Source organism: Heliorestis acidaminivorans (genome assembly GCF_008933955.1).
Classification (GTDB): Bacteria; Bacillota; Desulfitobacteriia; order Heliobacteriales; family Heliobacteriaceae; genus Heliorestis; species Heliorestis acidaminivorans.
On the sequence record NZ_WBXO01000002.1, the window covers coordinates 342,151 to 360,779 of the forward strand.

19 protein-coding genes are annotated in these 18,629 nt (G+C 43.4%); all 19 read right to left on the reverse strand.

The features are described 5' to 3' along the window. Positions 1-25 precede the first annotated feature (25 nt). Entirely contained in the window at positions 26-2,002 is a 1,977-nt protein-coding gene (locus F9B85_RS04450) for a DHH family phosphoesterase (protein ID WP_151618922.1), read from the reverse strand. 21 nt (positions 2,003-2,023) lie between these two features. After that, the gene (locus tag F9B85_RS04455; RefSeq protein ID WP_151618924.1) at positions 2,024-3,001 is read right to left on the reverse strand and encodes a YybS family protein; all 978 of its coding nucleotides are present in this window, start codon (positions 2,999-3,001) and stop codon (positions 2,024-2,026) included. Between the two features lie 319 nt (positions 3,002-3,320). Then, positions 3,321-3,950 (reverse strand): single-stranded DNA-binding protein, encoded by a 630-nt coding sequence (locus F9B85_RS04460; protein WP_151618926.1) that lies wholly within the window; start codon positions 3,948-3,950, stop codon positions 3,321-3,323. A 77-nt stretch (positions 3,951-4,027) separates the two neighbouring features. Continuing rightward, positions 4,028-5,128 (reverse strand): redox-regulated ATPase YchF, encoded by a 1,101-nt coding sequence (gene ychF, locus F9B85_RS04465; protein WP_151618928.1) that lies wholly within the window; start codon positions 5,126-5,128, stop codon positions 4,028-4,030. 283 nt (positions 5,129-5,411) lie between these two features. Beyond that, entirely contained in the window at positions 5,412-5,642 is a 231-nt protein-coding gene (locus tag F9B85_RS04470; RefSeq protein ID WP_151618930.1) for a hypothetical protein, read from the reverse strand. A 107-nt stretch (positions 5,643-5,749) separates the two neighbouring features. Next, positions 5,750-5,956, reverse strand: a complete 207-nt coding sequence (locus tag F9B85_RS04475) for a DUF951 domain-containing protein (RefSeq protein ID WP_151618932.1) — start codon at positions 5,954-5,956, stop codon at positions 5,750-5,752. A 28-nt stretch (positions 5,957-5,984) separates the two neighbouring features. Next, positions 5,985-6,995 (reverse strand): HEAT repeat domain-containing protein, encoded by a 1,011-nt coding sequence (locus F9B85_RS04480; protein ID WP_151618934.1) that lies wholly within the window; start codon positions 6,993-6,995, stop codon positions 5,985-5,987. 14 nt (positions 6,996-7,009) lie between these two features. After that, entirely contained in the window at positions 7,010-7,438 is a 429-nt protein-coding gene (yedF, locus tag F9B85_RS04485) for a sulfurtransferase-like selenium metabolism protein YedF (RefSeq protein ID WP_151618935.1), read from the reverse strand. Between the two features lie 24 nt (positions 7,439-7,462). Beyond that, the gene (locus F9B85_RS04490) at positions 7,463-8,908 is read right to left on the reverse strand and encodes an aminopeptidase (RefSeq protein ID WP_151618937.1); all 1,446 of its coding nucleotides are present in this window, start codon (positions 8,906-8,908) and stop codon (positions 7,463-7,465) included. Between the two features lie 82 nt (positions 8,909-8,990). Next, a complete protein-coding gene (locus F9B85_RS04495; protein WP_151618939.1) occupies positions 8,991-9,719 on the reverse strand; it encodes a CvpA family protein in 729 nt (242 codons plus the stop codon). Positions 9,720-9,937: 218 nt separating this feature from the next. Then, positions 9,938-11,092 (reverse strand): double-cubane-cluster-containing anaerobic reductase, encoded by a 1,155-nt coding sequence (locus F9B85_RS04500; protein ID WP_151618941.1) that lies wholly within the window; start codon positions 11,090-11,092, stop codon positions 9,938-9,940. A gap of 32 nt (positions 11,093-11,124) precedes the next feature. After that, entirely contained in the window at positions 11,125-11,940 is an 816-nt protein-coding gene (locus tag F9B85_RS04505; RefSeq protein WP_243138062.1) for an acyl-CoA dehydratase activase, read from the reverse strand. A gap of 36 nt (positions 11,941-11,976) precedes the next feature. Further along, positions 11,977-12,939, reverse strand: a complete 963-nt coding sequence (locus F9B85_RS04510) for an ATP-binding protein (RefSeq protein ID WP_151618943.1) — start codon at positions 12,937-12,939, stop codon at positions 11,977-11,979. A gap of 18 nt (positions 12,940-12,957) precedes the next feature. After that, positions 12,958-14,298 (reverse strand): DnaD domain-containing protein, encoded by a 1,341-nt coding sequence (locus tag F9B85_RS04515; RefSeq protein ID WP_151618945.1) that lies wholly within the window; start codon positions 14,296-14,298, stop codon positions 12,958-12,960. A 149-nt stretch (positions 14,299-14,447) separates the two neighbouring features. Then, complete coding sequence (locus F9B85_RS04520) at positions 14,448-14,642, reverse strand: DUF1858 domain-containing protein (protein WP_151618947.1); 195 nt, start codon at positions 14,640-14,642, stop codon at positions 14,448-14,450. A gap of 39 nt (positions 14,643-14,681) precedes the next feature. Beyond that, positions 14,682-15,497 (reverse strand): nitrite/sulfite reductase domain-containing protein, encoded by an 816-nt coding sequence (locus F9B85_RS04525; RefSeq protein WP_151618949.1) that lies wholly within the window; start codon positions 15,495-15,497, stop codon positions 14,682-14,684. 131 nt (positions 15,498-15,628) lie between these two features. After that, positions 15,629-16,981 (reverse strand): hydroxylamine reductase, encoded by a 1,353-nt coding sequence (gene hcp, locus F9B85_RS04530; protein WP_151618950.1) that lies wholly within the window; start codon positions 16,979-16,981, stop codon positions 15,629-15,631. 172 nt (positions 16,982-17,153) lie between these two features. Then, positions 17,154-17,585 (reverse strand): RrF2 family transcriptional regulator, encoded by a 432-nt coding sequence (locus F9B85_RS04535; RefSeq protein WP_151618952.1) that lies wholly within the window; start codon positions 17,583-17,585, stop codon positions 17,154-17,156. Positions 17,586-17,735: 150 nt separating this feature from the next. Then, the gene (locus tag F9B85_RS04540; protein ID WP_151618954.1) at positions 17,736-18,575 is read right to left on the reverse strand and encodes a class I SAM-dependent methyltransferase; all 840 of its coding nucleotides are present in this window, start codon (positions 18,573-18,575) and stop codon (positions 17,736-17,738) included. Positions 18,576-18,629 lie beyond the last annotated feature (54 nt).

Sequence of the window (18,629 nt, forward strand, 5' to 3'; positions counted from 1 at the left end):
TGTTTCAGTAATCATAGGACGAGAATTACTCTTCTTGATGTTCACCAAGATATTCTTCAATAGCTACAATGAGCTTTTCTTTGGCTTCTTCTGGTGTTATATCAGGTAGTTGAGCGCCAGCAATGGTTAGGTGACCTCCGCCACCGAGGTGCTCCATAATGGCATGTACGTTAATTTCGTTGTGAGAACGAGCAGAGATAGCAGTGCCTTTTCCATCAGTACGAAGGACAAAGGAGGCTTTGATGCCTGCTACTTCGAGCAAGGCATCAGCGGCTTGAGCGGAAATTACAGCTGAACGAGCTGTTTGTTCTTTCTGTACTGAAATAGCTATAGTTTCAAAGTAGACTTCAGCACTTTTTACTATGGCCGCTCGGCGTACAACTGTATCAAGGGGATCTCGCAAGATAGATTGTACTAATTGAGGATCAGCACCGCTTCGACGTAGATAAGAAGCGGCTTCAAAAGTTCTCGCACCAGTCATAAAAGCAAAATTCTTCGTATCCACGGTAATGCCTGCTAACATAGCAGATGAGACGAGACGGCCCAGTTCGATTTCTTCGTCAAGGTATTGAATCAATTCGGCCACAAGCTCACAAGTAGAAGAAGCATAAGCTTCCACATAAAGCAAATTGTTAGGCTCAATCGATTCAGTGCCTCGTCGATGATGATCGATAACGGCTATTTTTTCAACTTTTTTCAAAATGCTTTGCACAGGCAATAAAGATGGCTTGTGAGTGTCGACTACAATAAGTAACGTTCCTTCCCCAGCTGAAGCAAGAGCTTCTTCTGCTGTGACAAGCTGACGGGCAAGGACATCGTTCTTTTTGATAAAGTGCAGTAAGTTTTCGAGGGCACCGCCTCGACTATCTAAGTGTACAGTCACAGGCTTGCCCATGACTGTAACAGCTCGAGCTAAGCCGAGGGCTGAACCAGCAGCATCAAGATCGGCATTTTCGTGGCCCATTACAATGACGTTTTCTGCATTGTAGATCAAGTTTTTCAGTGAGCGAGCTACTACGCGTACGCGAACCCTCGTTCTCTTCTCCACAGCTTCTGTATTACCACCGTAGAAGTGTACTTTTTCCACACTTTTTACAACGACTTGATCGCCACCTCGTCCAAGAGCTAGGTCCACGGCGTTACGAGCTAGCCTTCCTAAGTCGACCATGGACTCTTCAGCAGAACCAATGCCTATGCTAAGGGTAATGGGAATCTTGTTCTCTAACTGAATGGTGCGAATGCGATCGAGAATTTCAAAGTTATGGGCCTGACAGTGACGAAGGCTCGAGCCTGTCATTAGTAAAATATAGCGATCTTCGGCAAATTTGCGCAAGAATACATCCATGCTTAAAGCCCATTCACCGAGGATTTTATCAATTTCCGCTAGAACTGCCGACTTATCTTCTTCTTCTAAAGGCAGTATAGCTTCAGCAAAGTTGTCAATGAGGCAAATTCCAATGACAGGACCTTCTTCACGAGCTACCCTTTGATCAAGATCGGTAACGTCGTCAAAAGTTAAGATACGCTCTTCTTTACGAGGACCGGAGTAGAGGGACACTTTCATCAAGCGCTCTCCTATCACCAGGCGCGATGATAGCAGTTCACTAAAGCGAGAGCTTTTCTTAAAGTGTAGTTCTGGTAAGTAAGCGCGAATCTTGCCTTGCAGGACCTGCCCTTCTCGCTCGAGTAGCCTAGCAAACTCATGATTGTGCCAAAGCAAATAGCCACCAGCATCAATATTAGCCAATCCTATAGGCAGGTTTGTTAACAGCTCAAAGTGCGCTAACTCGATTTTGCTTTCCATCTCTTTGATTTTTTTCTGGAGATGTCTTTCGTTGCGGTAAAGCTGGTCAAGAAAAGCTAGCCCTGCTAAAGCAAGTACAAATACGCCTATGCCAGCCGCCCCTACGTGCCAGTAGGCTAGCACTGTAATGATCAAGGCGACTAGCAAAATGGTAGAAAAACCAAGAACCCAAATGAGCAGGCGATTCTTTTTAAACACAACAGATCACCTTCTCTCTTGCTAGTTCTTCGAGTCCATATATTTGTCAAAGCTGTCCCGATAGTCAAAGAGTAAATCAAATACAGCCAAAGTAGCCAGAAAAATCATCATACCTTTGAAAAACATTAAGGTAAAGAAAGTTAAAAAGACCCAGATAAAAGGCGCAGAAGGAATCCGCTCTAAGATGTAAAAAAGCAATGACAGGCCAAGAATTAAAAGGACGGGATAGATTACATAAAGAATGTTCAGACCGAGCAGATAGAGCCAATCTATATCCCAGTAATCGCCTGCTAATAAGGTGGCTAGTGCTGTAATGACTACCCAGACAAAGTGCCAAGGCAAACGCCACTCTTTAAAAGACGATAGGGCTGGAGCTGGCAAAGTTAATTTACGGATAACCCAGCGCGCTAAAAGCAAATTCATCAAGGCCACGAAAGAGCTGTAAATGATCAAGATACTAGGAAGCATGTTTTTGACGAGCCTTAGAAAGTCTGTAAATAGTTCACGCATCACTTCTTCAGTGATGCCTTGTTGTTCATATTGTTCTATAAGGCCCGAGGTACGATAAAATTCGATTACTTCCTCCACAGAAAGAGCTACTTGTGCCTCTAGATCAGCTAGACTGAAGCCTGTTAAGTAGACACCAGCGAGGACAAAAAGAGCTGTCGTCAAAATAGAAACTGCCATTCCCAGTAAAGCCGTCCGAAAGGTCGTCCAAAGGTGACGGAAGGCGTATCCATAGGCTATTGCTAGGACCCCATAGAGCAAAAAGATCATTAAAGCAGGCATTGGTCCTAAGAAAACTGCAATAAGTGCTGTGGACAAGCTTAAGGTGTAAATAGCGGCATTCCAATCATGGCGCACTACTACGACGACGATAGGGACGGTCCAGAAAAGACTTATCAAAGGCGAGATAGGTAAAAAGATAATTCCGAGAATAGCTAATAGGGCTGTTACTATTGCTAATAAGGTACTTTCTACAATTGTACGTGTTGGCATTTCTTCACCTCTTTAGAAACCTATTCGAGAAAAAGTTCAATATTTCCTTTCTCGCGACAGGTTTAGCAAAAAAGGGAGCACTTCTGCTCCCCCCTCTACGGAGTTAACTATCCTTATTTTTCCACGACATTGCTAAAATAATCTTACTCTATTCTATACCTTTTTTACCTTTTTGCACAAGTAGAAAAGTCCCTGCTAGGTATTAAAGCCCAGCAGGGACTTTTCTGGTTACTTCTTTATATTTACTTCTTTTAGTTTCTCTTATAGTTACCTCTACCTTTTTTTCTTAGCTGTTACTCAAGACAGAAGGTAGTTAGCTCTAGAAGGGTAGATCGTCGTCTTTGTTGTCGTCATGATCGGGGAAGGATATTTCACTACCGAAGGAGTCAGGAAAATCATTATTATGAGTAGGCCCTGGGTTGAGCGGTGGCGGTGCTGAAGGTTGGAAGGGTTTGTTCTGATAAGGCGGTGCCTGGTGTGGTGCTTGTCCACCTTGGAAAGAAGAACCGCCTGGGCCTCCAGGATAGCTTGGATTAGCTGGATAAGGGGGTTGGCCTCCTCCGTAAGCTTGCCTTCCATAGCCCCCTGGCATAGCATTTTGTTGCCCTTGGTTTTCCCCTCTCTCGAGAAAGCGCACTGTCTCGGCTACTACTTCAGCCATCGATCTTTTCTGACCACTTTGCTGGTCTGTCCAACTGTTAATTTGAATACGACCATCAATAGCTACTAGACGCCCTTTATGTAGGTACTGTGAACAAGAGATAGCTTGTTGATCCCAAACAACGATTCTAATCCAATCAGTAATCTTCTCAGCACCAGATTGTCGCTGAGCCTGACTTTGTGGTCGATCAATAGCAATGTTAAAGGTACAAACAGGCGTGCCACTGTTGGTGTGGCGAAGTTCTGGGTCTTGCCCTAAGCGGCCGATGAGAATTACCCGGTTCAACATAGAAATACCCCTTTCTTTACCTTTTCCTTGCTTTTCCTTTGGCCAACAAGTGCCCTAATCTTGTTAAAGTACCTGCCTTAGACGTTGAAGCGGAAGTGTACAACGTCACCGTCTTTGACTATGTACTCTTTGCCTTCTAAACGTTGCAGACCCTTTTCTCGGGCCGCTAGTTGACTTCCTACTGCCATGAGGTCATCGTAAGCTGTAACTTCAGCACGAATAAAACCTCGTTCAAAATCTGTGTGAATCACGCCAGCCGCTTGTGGTGCTTTCATGCCATTACGAATTGTCCAAGCCCGAACTTCTTGCACCCCTGCCGTAAAGTAAGTAATTAAGCCTAAGAGAGAGTAAGTTTGGCGAACAAGACGATCAAGACCTGATTCAGTCAGGCCTAGCTCACTAAGAAACATAGCTCTTTCTTCTTGATCCGTTAGTTCAGCAATTTCTGCTTCAATTTTGGCGCAGATAACTACAACATAAGCACCTTCTCGCTCGGCGCGAGCTTTTACTTCTTGTACCATTGCGTTGTCAGGTTCATTTAATTCATTTTCTGCTACGTTAGCTACATAAAGTACAGGCTTGCTTGTAAGTAAGAAAAGACCTTTAATGATTTCTTTTTCTTCGTTAGTCCACTCACCGGCTCGTACTGGTTTTTCTTCTTCGAAGAGAGCTTGTAGTTTTTGCAGTACCGCAACTTCAGCCATGACTTTCTTGTCTTGAGCTTTTAATTGTTTGCGGGCTCTTTCCATACGACGTTCTACGGCGTCTAGATCTGACAAGATTAACTCTAGTTCTATAGTGTCAATATCGCGACTAGGCGATACTTTTCCGTCAACATGAGTTACGTCAGCATCTTCAAAGCAACGAACAACATGTACGATAGCGTCTACTTCGCGAATATGAGATAAAAACTTATTCCCTAGCCCTTCGCCTTTGGAAGCGCCACGAACAAGTCCTGCAATATCGACAAAACGCACAACAGCTGGTACAACTTTTTGAGGTTTAACCATTTCTGTTAGCTTGTCCAATCTTGGATCGGGCACTTCCACAATCCCTACATTAGGCTCAATAGTGCAAAAGGGATAGTTAGCTGCTTCAGCGCCTGCTTTTGTGATTGCATTAAATAAAGTCGATTTTCCTACGTTAGGTAATCCTACAATACCTGCTTGAACTGCCACAAGATCATCTCCAACAACATGTATTCCATTTGTAAGTTTAGTGTAGTGCAAGGTATGACTGATTGCAAGGAAAAATGTAATCCTTTGTCTAACCTTGCCATGGTTTTTTATTGTTTCCATATCTTGGTCGACAGCATACTTTGTAATATAGTTGTTCCACAGGGGGAGGTGTCATCATGAGTCATTATGGTGGTTGGGGCGTTGAAGGAATCATCGCCATTATCCTGATTGGTTTGATTCTGTTTTGGATTTTTGGTGGTTTTGGCCGTAAAAAATATTGTTACTAAGGATTAAGGTTTTCCATCGTTCTTCCTGAGGCCTCTTCTAAAATTGGATCTACTTCCGATGGAATTAATTTTTCTTTCATTACCTTACTTTTAAGGTCTTCTTGCTCTATATCTTTCTGCTTTTGCTCCATTTTCAGCTTAGTAGCTTTAGATTCTTCTTTTTCCCAGCGTAGTTCTTCTGCTACTTCCATCGTTAGCAGTAGAAGATCGTGCCGTAATTTTGTCACTTTTCTCACCCCAAAAATTGTAAAACTTTCTCTATTTCTATCTGCATAGTATGCCCCAAAAAAGAAAAAGGCACATCCTGGCTTTTGCCGGGCTGTGCTTTTTTCTATTAACTATTAACTTCCTTTTCTCCTGCTCGGGAGAGGATTGTTTTCACAGCTTTTTCAAATTTTATACGAGGTAACATGACTTGGTGATTGCAACCAAGACAACGAATACGAAAATCCATACCAGTGCGAGTAACTTCCCAATCAGCAGAACCACAGGGATGGCTTTTACGCATTCTTACGCGATCACCAACAGCGTAATGTGCCATAAGTATCACCTTCTTCTTGCTTGTCATGCTAGCGACTTAAGGCTTGTAATGCTTGATGGGCGCATCCATTGACGCGATAGTCTTCATCTTCAAGGCAGTGCTGTAGAGTTTGTACTACTTTTTCTTGGTAAGATGGTCTTAATAGTTCTAGTGAGCCTAATCTGCCTAGTGAACGGGCCGCCTCAGCACGAACTCTAGCTTCGGGATCTTGCAGGCTCTCTATAAGCTTCTCTACCAGAGTTGGCCTAGCCAAGACACCAGCGGCAACTGCTACTTGAGCTCGTACTTTCTCACTGCTATCGCTTAAACCGCGGCACAGTGCTCTATCTAAGCCTGGCCATTCTTCTTGTTCTGTAGGAGGACCAAAAGAAATCACTACTTCCCAGGCTCTTAAGCGTATCTCTATCTTTTCGTGATTAGTCATAACGATGAGCTTTTGCCAGATCTCTTTGCCTTTCAAGATTCTGCGTGCCGACAATCCTCGTGCCGCTCGGTCCATCCAGGGTCCACCTTCTTGTCGATGTAAAACAGAAAGAAAGAAATCAGTTACCTCTTCTTCAGGTCTCTGCGCCAAAAGCATGGTCGCCGTAAAGCCTACAGCAGGCCCATGACCAAGTAGTGCTTTTTTTAATACTGGAAGTGCTTGAGGGATAGGTAATTTGCCAATGACTTCAAGAAGTTCTTCTTTTTTTTCTGCGCCAGGTGTTTCTATTAGTGATAACCAGTATGTTTCCAGATTGAGGATTCGCGCCAAGCGCCAAGCTGTTCCTCTTGTGTCTAATAGCTCCGTAGCTGAAGCAGAAGCAGTCTGGTCAGCAACTTCGCAATACAATGCAGGGCTTGATGTCCCTTGAACAGCTTCTCGCCACCAGCGAGCTCGATCTTCTAGAGAGGCTTTTTTGACTGAAGCTAGCTCTTCAGCTGTAGGTGGCAAGCCCTCTTCTAGTTTGGACAATAAATATTTTACTAGCTCTATGCCTTCTCTTGGTTTGGTTTTTCGAAAAAACCATTTTTGCCACCAACTTATTTTTCCTTCCAAAATCGTCACCACACCTACAAGGAAACAACTTTGGTAGCACTATTTAAGTGTTCAACAATGGTATACATGTTGCTTACTTTACCGCTTAATACTTTTTCTTTCATCTGATAGTAATCTAGGCAAGTGCCGCAGGAAAGGATTTGTGTGCCTCTTTCTTCTAGTGCTAAGAGGCTTTCTACAACTGGTGAGCCTTCACAAGCTAAGAGCACAGCACTATTTAGAAAAATAAGTGTGCCTGGAACATGATCAGCTTCTGAGAGGGTGTAGAAAAATGACTTGATCAGTATTTTGCCTAGTTGAGCATCGCCCTGACCGATGACATCAGAACGGAGAAAGTAGACTGTATCTTTGTGTAAAGCTAGATCAGTCTCTACATTGGCTAAACCTTCTTCTTGCCTTAGGTCACAGCCTTCTGACATAGAAATAGTTTCTGTTTTTTTCACTTTTTTACCTCCATATCGTATTTATCAAGGCAATGAAGCCGCTAAAAAGGCTTGATAGGCTCGGTAAGTTTCATATATATCACATTTGTGAGCAACCTCGAAAGGTGCGTGCATACTAAGCAAGGGCACTCCACAATCGAGTACATCCATGCCATAGACGGCTAGAAATTGTGCAATGGTGCCACCGCCACCTTGATCGACTTTGCCCAATTCTCCACTTTGCCAGTGAATCCCTGCTTGTTCAAAAATACGACGTACTTCACCTACAAATTCAGCATTCGCTTCTGAAGTGCCATACTTACCTCGACTACCTGTATACTTGGAAATAGAGACTCCATAGCCCATGCGAGCCGCATTTCTCTTGTCGAGTACGCCTTCGTAGTTAGGATCAATAGCTACAGTTACATCAGCAGAAAGAGCTCTCGAGGCAAAAAGACAGCGTCTACTGATCAGTTCAGGTGGTATAAGTTCATCTTGAGGCAAAGAGGCATAAATCATCTCAGCAATGGCATGTTCAAAAAAGCGAGAGCGCATTCCTGTGTTGCTATCAGAGCCTGTTTCTTCTTTGTCTACGAGCAAAACAACGGCCGTTCTATCTACTTCTTTACGCGAGAATAGTGCCTCAACAGCTGTAAAGCAACAAACGCGATCATCTTGTCCATAGCCGCCCACATAGGCTCGATCAAAGCCAATATCGCGGGCTTTTCCTGCTGGTACGGCTTGCCATTCTGAGCTTAGAAAGTCTGCTTCTGTCATGCCGTATTTGTCTTGCAATAGTTCTAAGACAGCTCTTTTGACTCGTTCTTCGGCTTTTTCATCTTTTTTCGCTGGTAGGCCACCCGCTAAAATGTTCAAGCCTTCCCCTTCTACTGCTTCAACCATCTTTTTTTGCATTTGATCTTTGGCTAAGTGCGGCAATAGATCGGTGATAGTAAAAACGGGGTCTTTTTCATCTTCACCAATTATTACTTTTTGGCTTTGGCCGTCTGCTAAGACCGTAAAGCCATGCAGTGCTAGTGGTGTGGTCAGCCATTGGTATTTTTTTATGCCACCATAGTAGTGAGTTTTGAACAGTGCCATCATTTCATCTTCATATAAGGGATTGGGCTTTAAGTCGAGCCGTGGCGCATCTAGGTGTGCTCCGATGAGTAATAGGCCTTCAGAGAGAGGACGTCGGCCAATTTGTGCTAACATAATAGCTTTGTTGCGGTTTATAAAATAAATGCGATCGCCTGCTTGTAAGCCTTTGTCGCCTAGCTCTTCAAAGGGCACATAACCTTCTGCTTTCGCCCGTTCTTCAAAATAGTCTACAGCCCATCGTTCTGTCTTGGCTGTAGATAAAAATTGTCGGTACCCTTCGGCAAAGGTCATAATTTTTTTTCGCTCATCTTTATCTTTCTGATCCCAAAGAGCTTCAACTTTGTAGTTCAAATGTTTTTTATTATTTTTTTTCGATTCTTTATCAGTCATGAGGTATTCCACCCTTTCTAGTTTCTTTTACTAACCTAGTCTTGCCTACTTTGGACTAATTAGCGACAGGAAAATATTATTCTCATTTATAAAAAGTAAATCCACCATAGAGCTCAATAATCCAATCCTTGCTTGCAAACATATAGGGCATGAGCAAAGAGCTTGCTCTAAGTGGCTCTGTCTCTACACGCAGAGGCGATGCACCTTCTATAGAACCACCGTAGAACCAGCTAAGTACAAGGATGAGCAGGAGAGTTGTTGCTGATCCTAGAAGCAAACCTCCCAGTAATTGATCTGATCGTCCGATGAGACCTTCACCGCGCCAGCCTATCCAAGCTTTACTGGCTATTTTGGCTAAGTTGGTAAGGAGTAAGAATAGCATGATAAAAACAAAACCGTTCCAGAGGGAACTGGCTAGGTAGTGGTAGACAAGGTCCGTTAAGGTTTCTACATTTACAGGTACAGTAATTGTAAGGTCTTGCAATTGGCGAGCCATTTCTGCTAAGTAAAACTGCGGCAAAGGCAAATCTTGTAGTATCATGGCCATATTTAAGCTAGGTACGACATCAATACTAACTTGAGCGGAAGGCATAGCTAAGCTTAGTTTATTGCTCATATAAGTCTGCAACCATTCTACTGTGCCTAACCATCGGTCAAGCCAATTAGCTACGAGACGATAGCTAGTAGAGGCTAAGAAAAAACCAAAGATCAAAGCACCTCCACCTAGTAAAGCCGAAAGGAGGCCTCGACGAAAACCGCGGTAAAAAGCATAGGCGATAATTAGTAAAACGATGATGTCTAGTGCATTCACCGAGTATTCCCTCCTTAAATTAAGGGTTAGTTAGTTAGATTTTACCATATATTGTCTACCAAAATACTATCTTATGCAATTCTCTTTTTATCTATTTTCCACTCTTTCCGTCTTGTCCTGCTGAAAGGTAGCATGAAAAAAATGAAAAAGCAATTTGAACTCTTTTGCTTTGTTCAAATTGCTTTTTCCTATGTTCTTTATTCAGGTGAGCGTTTAGTTTAGCCCATCATTTCCAAGAAAGCATCAATCCGTGTTTTTAATTGTTGGCTATCTCCCTGTGAGTAGTCTGTTTCAATATGGAGGAAAGGTAGATCATGTTTTTCTTTTAGATATTCTCGTAAGACACGCGACTCTACATTGTAAGTGTGACAACCTTGCCAGGTAATATCGACAACGCCGTCTGCTTTGTATTCTTCTACTAACTGAGCTAGTAGTTCTAATCTTCTGGTATTAGGGCTCATACAGGAACAGGGGGTGGTTAAGTATTTATCCGCTACGCCCTGGAGAGGCTCTTTTTGCTCATCTACTTCATCTAGGAACTGTTTCATGCCCGAGCAGTTTTCGATGTAAACTACGGCGGCACCAGCTTCTTCGATTAAGCGAAGTACTTTCTCTGCACCTAGTCCTGTGGGAACACCAGTGACGATGATGCGTTTGGCATCTTGTGGTAGTGCTCCTTCACCAGCGGCAATTCGCTCTTCTAGTTCGGCAACTAATTCTTCTACTTGGGCGGCAAATTCAGCACGATCAAAAACAAAGTTGCGAGACCAGAATACTTTGAGCAGGTCTAAACCACTTAAAGGTACAGGATTAGCTTGCATGGTAGCCGCAAGTCGTTGCATTAAGCGACGCTCTGCGTTGAGGACTTTCGTAGCTGACACAATAGCTTCATCTGTAATAGTTACGTTGAATTGTTCTTCTAGTACTTTTTTCGTTCTTGCTACTTCTGTAAGCCAGTATGCTTTGTCGGCTTCTCTTTCATAGCTTGGAGGTAAGTTCATAACTACCATGGGTTTAAATGTGCTCATGAGTTCGAACATCTTTTTCTTACCGTCGCAAGTTGTCTCACCCATGATTAGATCGGAGTACAGGAAAAAGGGGCATTTGTCGGTTATAGCAAAGCCGTAGGAAGATTTGATGAGAGGACAAAAATTGCGTGGTAAGACTTTCTCGCCATCTGCAATCGGTTCTTCTTTGGTAGCACAAAGAGCCACAGGGACAGCACCAGCGGCCAAAATAAGTTCTTGTGGTGCCATAACGCAGTAGTGACCTACAACTTTAGTACCTGCTTCTTTCATTTGTTTTATCGATGTAGCGGCATGAGGGATGGCCATATCAAAGTGGTCCATCGTTATAGGGCGAGATGGGGACATGCTTGTTCCTCTTCCTTTCTGTCTTGCTATCTTTAGTTGAAGCCTTCCCAAGCTAACAAAGCGGCGCCGATAGCACCAGCGTAGGGGGCTTTTGGTGGGACAAGGACAAAGTGGCCTAACTCTTTTTCTAAGGCTTTGGCGATACTTCTATTACGAGATACACCGCCCGTGAAAATGATAGAGCCTTTTTCTCTGGGAAGCAGTCTTGCTACCATAGCGGCAACGCGACGAGCAACGGAAAGATGTAAGCCTGCCACAATCGCTTCACGACTAACACCCTGGTTCAACAAACCAATGACTTCTGATTCAGCAAAAACTGTGCACATGGCATTGATAGGTTGAGGGTCTTCTACTGCTTCAGCAATCCCAGCTAAGTCAGCTACTTCTAGCCCCAAAGCATGAGCTGTCACTTGTAGAAAGCGACCTGTGCCTGCGGCACACTTGTCATTCATGACAAAGTCAACAACGCGGCCCTTATTATTTATAGCTATGCCTTTGGCATCTTGACCACCAATATCAATGATTAACGAAGCTGATGGCGCTAGATAAGAAGCTCCTTTGCCATGACAGGCTATTTCCGTCAAAGCTTTATCAGCAAAAGACAAGCTAACACGACCATAACCGGTAGCATAAATCTTGTCAATCTCGTAATCAATAGTCTTACTAGATTTTTCGAAAAGTTCTACCTTGGCTTGTTCTAGCATTTCTGCTACTACTTCGCGAGGACTCCATCCTGACGGTTTTTGCCAGCAATGAAATTCCTGACCATTATAGAAAGCCACCTTGATAGCTGTTGAACCAGCATCGATGCCTACCGTCCATTTTGATAGTTCCGACAGCAGGATCACCTTCCTTAAGTAACTTCATATATGAGGACTGGTGCTTTAGAGTGCCTTTTCAGCACGTAATTGCCGAATGCTAGTGCCATCGAATTGAATGCAAATGGAGCGGGTAATTAAGCGATCGGCTGTTCGCAAACTGTACCGCCCAGGTAAGTCACGTAGGGCTATGTTGGTAGATATTAGCAGAGGCTTGCCCATACGTTGGCGATCATTAACTAGTTCAAATAGTTCTGTAATCACAAATTCTGTCGTCTTTTCTGTTCCTAAGTCGTCGATAATGACTAGGTCTGCTTGCCGTAAGCTCTTGAGAACTTCAGGCTGACGGCCCTGATTCTGAAAGTCGAATTTGGCTTCGTAGATAGATGTGATAATTTGACTAATCGATCGATAGACTACCGATTTTCCCTGAGCTAATAGCTCGTTGGCTATAGCGCTAGATAAGTGGGTTTTCCCTGTGCCTACAGCGCCATAAAAAAGCAAATCTTTTTGACTCTTGCCTGCAATCACATCTTGAGTAAAACTGTGACAAAGCTTGAGAACTTTGCTCATTCTTTCTGCTAGCGCTGGCCCTTGTTCTCCTTGCCGCGCATACCACTGCAAGTCGAAAGTTTCAAAGTTTTGGCTTTTCATTTCTTCGGTCAAGCCTGATTGAGTAAAAGCTTGGTCAATTTCTTCTTGGATCAAGCAAGTGCATTTTACACCAAAATCGGTCCAGCCCCGATCCTGGCATTTCTGACAATCCCAGTGCACTTCAAATAGGTTTTTGTCAAGTTTTAAAGTCTTGATCCTTTTCTCTCTAGCTTTGTTCAATTCAGCTCTTGTTTGTTCTAATTGGGCTAACTCTTGAGGCGTTATTTTGCCTAAGGCCGTTTGTACAAGTTGAATACCTGTGAGTCGCAAAGCTTGATCGATTTCATAAAACTTTCTATCTTTTTGATAGACTTGCTCCACTCTTCTATCACGCTCTGCTTGCTTCCGTAAACGCTTTGTATCTCGATCGATCATAGGTGGGTGATCACCTCTTTATAGATGCCTAAAACGCTCGTAAGCTTTGGCCTCTTCTTCATTTTTGGGAACTACGTTCTCCCCTGAAAGGGGACTGCTTGCGGCAACAGGAGCTTTGCTTTTGTTGTAGTTACGGTTACGTTGTTGTTTGAATTTTTCTATTTCGCGCTCACCATCTTCTACTGTTCTGACGCCAGCTTGTCGCCAACGAGTAAGTATGACGTCTACGTAGTTGAGGTTGGGGTTTTGTGCGCCTTTGTATGTTTCTTGACAGGCTCTTAAGATTACTTCGTGAGAAAAACCCCAGGTCTGAGACCATTTTTTGTACACGTCTATGAAGATATCGTTGATGCGAATAGAGCTTCCTAAGGTAACCCATACTTCAGAGATTTTTTCATCGAAGTAGGATTTTTTCTCGAAATATTCTTCTAGCTTTTCTGGTCTTTCAATGCCTCTCTGATAGACCAGTTCGGCTTGACGACGGTATTCTGTTACCGTTCTATGGCCTTTTTGGAAGGATAGGCGAAGAAAGAGCATGGTAAAGTCAAGAGACCAACGGTAACGTTGTTGCATTTTTTCAATTTCTCGGATCTCTTCTTGGTTGGCCCCTTGTCCTCGCTGTTGTTGCAAGAAGGATGCCAATTGAGAAAATGCATCATTTTCCTGTGGGAAAAGAGGTGCCGAAGAACGACTTTGGGAAGCTGATTGTTGATCAAGGTAGGCTTTCACTTCTTTTAGTTCTCTGCGCAGATTATTGAGATCAATCCGCTCTTTATCGAGAAGGAGTTTCTCTTCTCGCAGTTGGAAAGCTTGTTCTTGTATACGCTTCTCTTCTTGTAAAAGATTTTTCAGTTCTTCTTGCATTTCTTTTTCTTTTTGACGAAGATCTTCTTCCCAGTTATGAAAGCGTTCTTCTTTCTCTGTTAATGCTTTACGATCTTCAGTAAGTTGGTTGCGCTCTAAGACTTGCCGATTGCGCAGGTCATCAAGTCGACGTATTTCTTCTTGAATTTCTTCATGCATCTGCAAGTATTGCTTACCTAGATCAGCTTGTCCTCCTCGCTGTTGCAGTAATTTAGCAAAGAGAGGTGCAAAAGAAATAAATGCTCGCCCATCTTCGCATTCTATCTCAATTATATTGCTTTTTTTGAGGTGAGCTATGGAATCTGCTACGTGTCTTTGCAGTCCTACTATTTGAATACCTTTCTCTCCAGCGACAGCAATTTTTTCTTCGATTACTAGCAGGGCTTGTAAGGTTTCGTTACTCAGTTGTAGCTCTTCTTTGGAATGATAGAGCAGTTTATGTAGATGAAGCACGCCTTTTTCCCAAAGGCTTTGTAACCAATGCGCTAAAGTCATAACCTGTCCCCCTTCGTGCAGGTGCTGTTGGGACAATAGAAAACCTCCGCTAGAAAAGGTCTAACGGAGGTATCATTGTATCATATTAAGGGTCTGAAAACTACTCTTGCTAGGGAATAGGTATGGGCTCTAGAAGCCTTTTGGTTTGCTTAATTTTTTAAGGATTCATTAAGGGCACTTAAGAGTCTGTCAACGTCAAAACCATGAACTTGTGCCGCTTGCTCTAAGGATTCTCCGGTGGCTGACGGACAGCCTAAGCAGTGCATACCAAAAGAACGGAAGACTGGGATGGTGGTAGGATAGTTTTGGACAATATGGGCAATGGTCATTTCTTTTTGAATCATGGTTGTAACCTCCATAATGCTTTCTTCGTTTATTAGCTTTTAATTAGTAGGTGGCATGGGGCAACTAGTTTGACCACCTGTTTGTACTGCCATAGGTGGTTGTGGTCCTTGGAGAACTTTGTTCTCTTCTTCTTCTTTGGTAGGCCAGCGTGGTAGGCCTTCGATAGGGCCTAGTACGTCCTGGCGAATTTGGGGAAGGCTTACACGAGGAACAAATTCAGACATACGCTCGCCGGGCTTCGCTTGCTCTTTGAAATAGTTCAGCATCTTGTCACAGATTTCTAGCACTTGGTGGCGATTGACACCTTCAATGAGCAGGTCGGCAATTCGCGGAGCGTGACCACCACTACCTCCAACTACTATACGGTAGGAGTCGGCGGCAAGGCCGATAACTCCGATGTCTCTGATAGCTGGTGCCGTGCAGGATAGATAACAACCTGCTACGCTCATTTTTACTTTGTTAGGTACTTCCATGCCACGAAATTTCTTATCAAGCATGGTGCCCAAGCCAATTGCATCAGATGTTGCTCGCTTACAGTAAGCAATGCCAGGGCAGAAGCGCACGCCGCGACAACGTGGCCCTAGTAAACCTTCTGGCTCTCTACCTAGCTCTTCCCAAGCTTTAGCTACGTCTTCTCTTTCTAAGCCAATGAGCATTACTTGCTGACCTGATGTAACATTAACGACTTTAGCATATTTTTTGGCTACTTCGGCAATCTTGGCCAATTGGTCAGGGTTCATAAAGCCACCTGGGTGGTGAGGTACAATGGCAAATGTTTTCAAGTCTCTTTGTTTGTTGGCACCTTTGGGAGCTAACATATCTTCAAAACCTGGAGGTGTTTTGGGTTCAGTCATTTTTTTATCCCCCTTTCGTTAACCTGATTAATCTCTTTATTTGACGAAAAAAAGCAGAAGGGTTTTGATGATATCGTTCCATATCCTCAAAATTTAAACCCTTCTGCCGAGTATTACATCTTATCTTTTTTTTAGAAGCGGGAGAAGAGGTTCTTTAGCTTATCGTTCCAAGAAGTTGGGCCTACTTGTACAGGCGTTCCTGTGCCGAGCATGGCTTGTAGGTCTTCTTGAGCATTGCCTGTTAATTTTAAGTCGAAGTTGTCTTGTAAGACTTGTAGTACACCAGGTGTGATGAATTCAGGCGCATTAGGACCGATATAGATGTTTTTCACGCCTAAGCTGAAGAGGCCAAGTAAGATGGCAACTGCTTTTTGTTCGAACCAAGATAGTACGATGCTGACAGGCAGGTCGTTGACGGAGCAACCGAAAGCTTCTGCAAGAGCGACGGCAATTTTTACGGCTGAACCAGAGTTGTTACATTGTCCTAAGTCGATGTAACGAGGAATACCGTCAATGTCACCGAAGTCATGGTCATTGAAGCGGAATTTACCACAGGAAGTGGTTAAGATGACACAGTCTTTCGGTACGGAAAGAGCTAGTTCGCGATAGTACTCGCCGCCTTTGCCTGGCTTGTCGCAACCGGCAATGACGAAGAAGCGCTTGATTTTACCCGCTTTTACAGCGGCAATTACTTTATCAGCGAGACCTAGAACTGTCTCATGATGGAAGCCTGTGAGCATAGTTTTGCTAGAGTCAATGTTAGCGGCTGGTAAGGAAAGAGCTTTTTCAATCAAAGGAGCATAGTTGTTGTTTTCGATTTTTACAGCTCCTTCTAAGCCTGTAACACCGTAGGTGAAGAAACGGTCAGCGTAAGAGCCTTTGATGGGCATAACACAGTTAGTTGTAGCTAAAATAGCGCCAGGGAAGTTTTCAAAAAGTTGACGCTGGTCGTACCAGGCTTTTCCGATGTTGCCTTTGAGGTGACTGTATTTTTTCAAAGCTGGGTAGCCGTGAGCGGGAAGCATTTCAGAGTGCGTATAGATGTTGATGCCTTTGCCTTCTGTTTGCTTAAGCAGTTCTTCCAGTGCAAAGAGGTTGTGACCAGTTACGACGATACATTTGCCTTCGATTTTGTCAGAGCTAACTACAGCTGGTTGTGGTACACCTAGTTTTTCGGTGTGAGCGCGGTCAAGTAAGTCCATAACTTTTACTGTACCAGTACCGACACGCAGTGCCATGGCAATATGCTCTTGTACGTTAAAGTTAGAGTTTGTTAAGGTCAAGTACAGGGCCTCTTGTGTGATAGCGTCTACTTCTGCGTCCGTATAACCAAGCTCTCTAGCATGGGTAGCGTAGGCGGCAATACCTTTGAGACCGAAGATAATTGTATCTTGTAGTGCTGCTACATCTTCATTTTTTCCACAGACACCAATTTTGTTTACACATCCACCTTTGGGAGTTTGAGAACATTGATAACAATGCATAGTTATTGGCCTCCTTAAAAAATTTGTTTTTTATCTTTGCTGTTGTTAATATGAGTAACTTGGTTATATTAAACCAAATATAACCTACTTGGTCAGTGATGTTTATCACGCTTTTAAAAAAAGACAAAAAAAAGCTGAAGCTTTTCTGCTCCAGTCTCTTTTAAGCTTATTTCTATTTCTGCCTTATTTCTAATAAGATATTTTTGGACTTGACGAGGTCTGCTACTGTTGTCTCGCCTAGTACGTCCAACATAGCCGCTTGAGCTCGGGCCCATACATTGTGTAGTGGGCAATTACTCTGGTTATGGCAAGTGCCAGCTCCCACAAGACATTTGTTGATGGCAATTGGTCCTTCAATCACTTCAATAATATCTTGTAGCGATATGGTCGATGGATCGGCCAAAAGGCGCACACCGCCACCGGCTCCTCGTGTTGCTTCTACCCAGCCTTTGCGACTTAAAGTCGCCATAATCTGAGGAAGAAAGTTAGCTGGTATGCCCTGACGCTTGGCTATATCTTTGGAAAGAGTGTACTCTCCTTTTGGCAAGAGAGCCAAATCAAGTAGGGCTGTGATAGCATATTCTGCTTTGCGCGTGATTTCCATGGAGATGGCCTCCAGTCCCAACTGCCTATATTACTTTATTGGTAATATTAACATTTTCAGTACTTGCTAGACAAGCTAAAAGAGCTTGTTGGACACTTTTTATCTCCATAAGAAGCCTTATTTAAGAAGAAGCCTTATTAGAGAAACCTTTTAGCTGGCCATACGAGCGACTACTACTACGGCCGGACTTTTTTGCTCATCAAAAGCTTTACCTGTTAAGTCTCCATACCATTGCAGGTGCTCATAGCCGAGATGATGCAAGTAGCTTTGTAATTCTTCTCTCTTGAGGGGCTTAAGTAAAGTCTTGTCTTGCCAGGTTTTATTATTCGCTCCTTTTTCAACTTTGAGATGGGTTACAAAAGTAATCAGCCCATCTTGCTCTGCTTCTTCATAATGGCGCTGAAAAGTAACTTTTACATCCTCTTTTTCTCCTGTGAGCAGAGGAAATTGACCGCCCTGTTCTATGATTTTGGCAAAGTTTACAATTTGAATAACCATAGTTTTCTGAGGCGAGGTAAGTTGCTTTTGCCAGTTTGCTAATGCTTCTACGATTTGTCCCGGCTTAGTTAGATGAGGAAGAGAATTACCAATACAGTAAAGCCCTTCCCATTGTTCCGAAGCGGAAAAGGTTAGTTTGGTCATGTCCATGACTTCAAAGTGCACTGAGCCACTGTTAGGATTGCTTTCTCCTACCTTTTGCTCTTTGCTTTTAGTGCGTCCTGCTTCTACCATTTCTTGATGCAGATCCATAGCCAAGAGCTGGTAGCCACGCTTAGCAAGAGCAATGGCTTGTCCCCCAGTGCCGCAAGCTACATCTAGAATACGCTTGTAAGAGTCTTGCGCAAATTGCCGGTCTAGAAAGTCAACTACTTCTTTTTTCGTAGGAAAGACCAGATCGTAATAAGATTGAAGATGATCGTAGAGGGACATTGTACTATCCACGCCTTTCCATTTTAGATTTTTTACTAATAGAGCACCGATTTTTGCCAATAGAGCACCAAAAAATGATAAAATGTGATAAAAGAACAAGCGAAGGAGGTAACT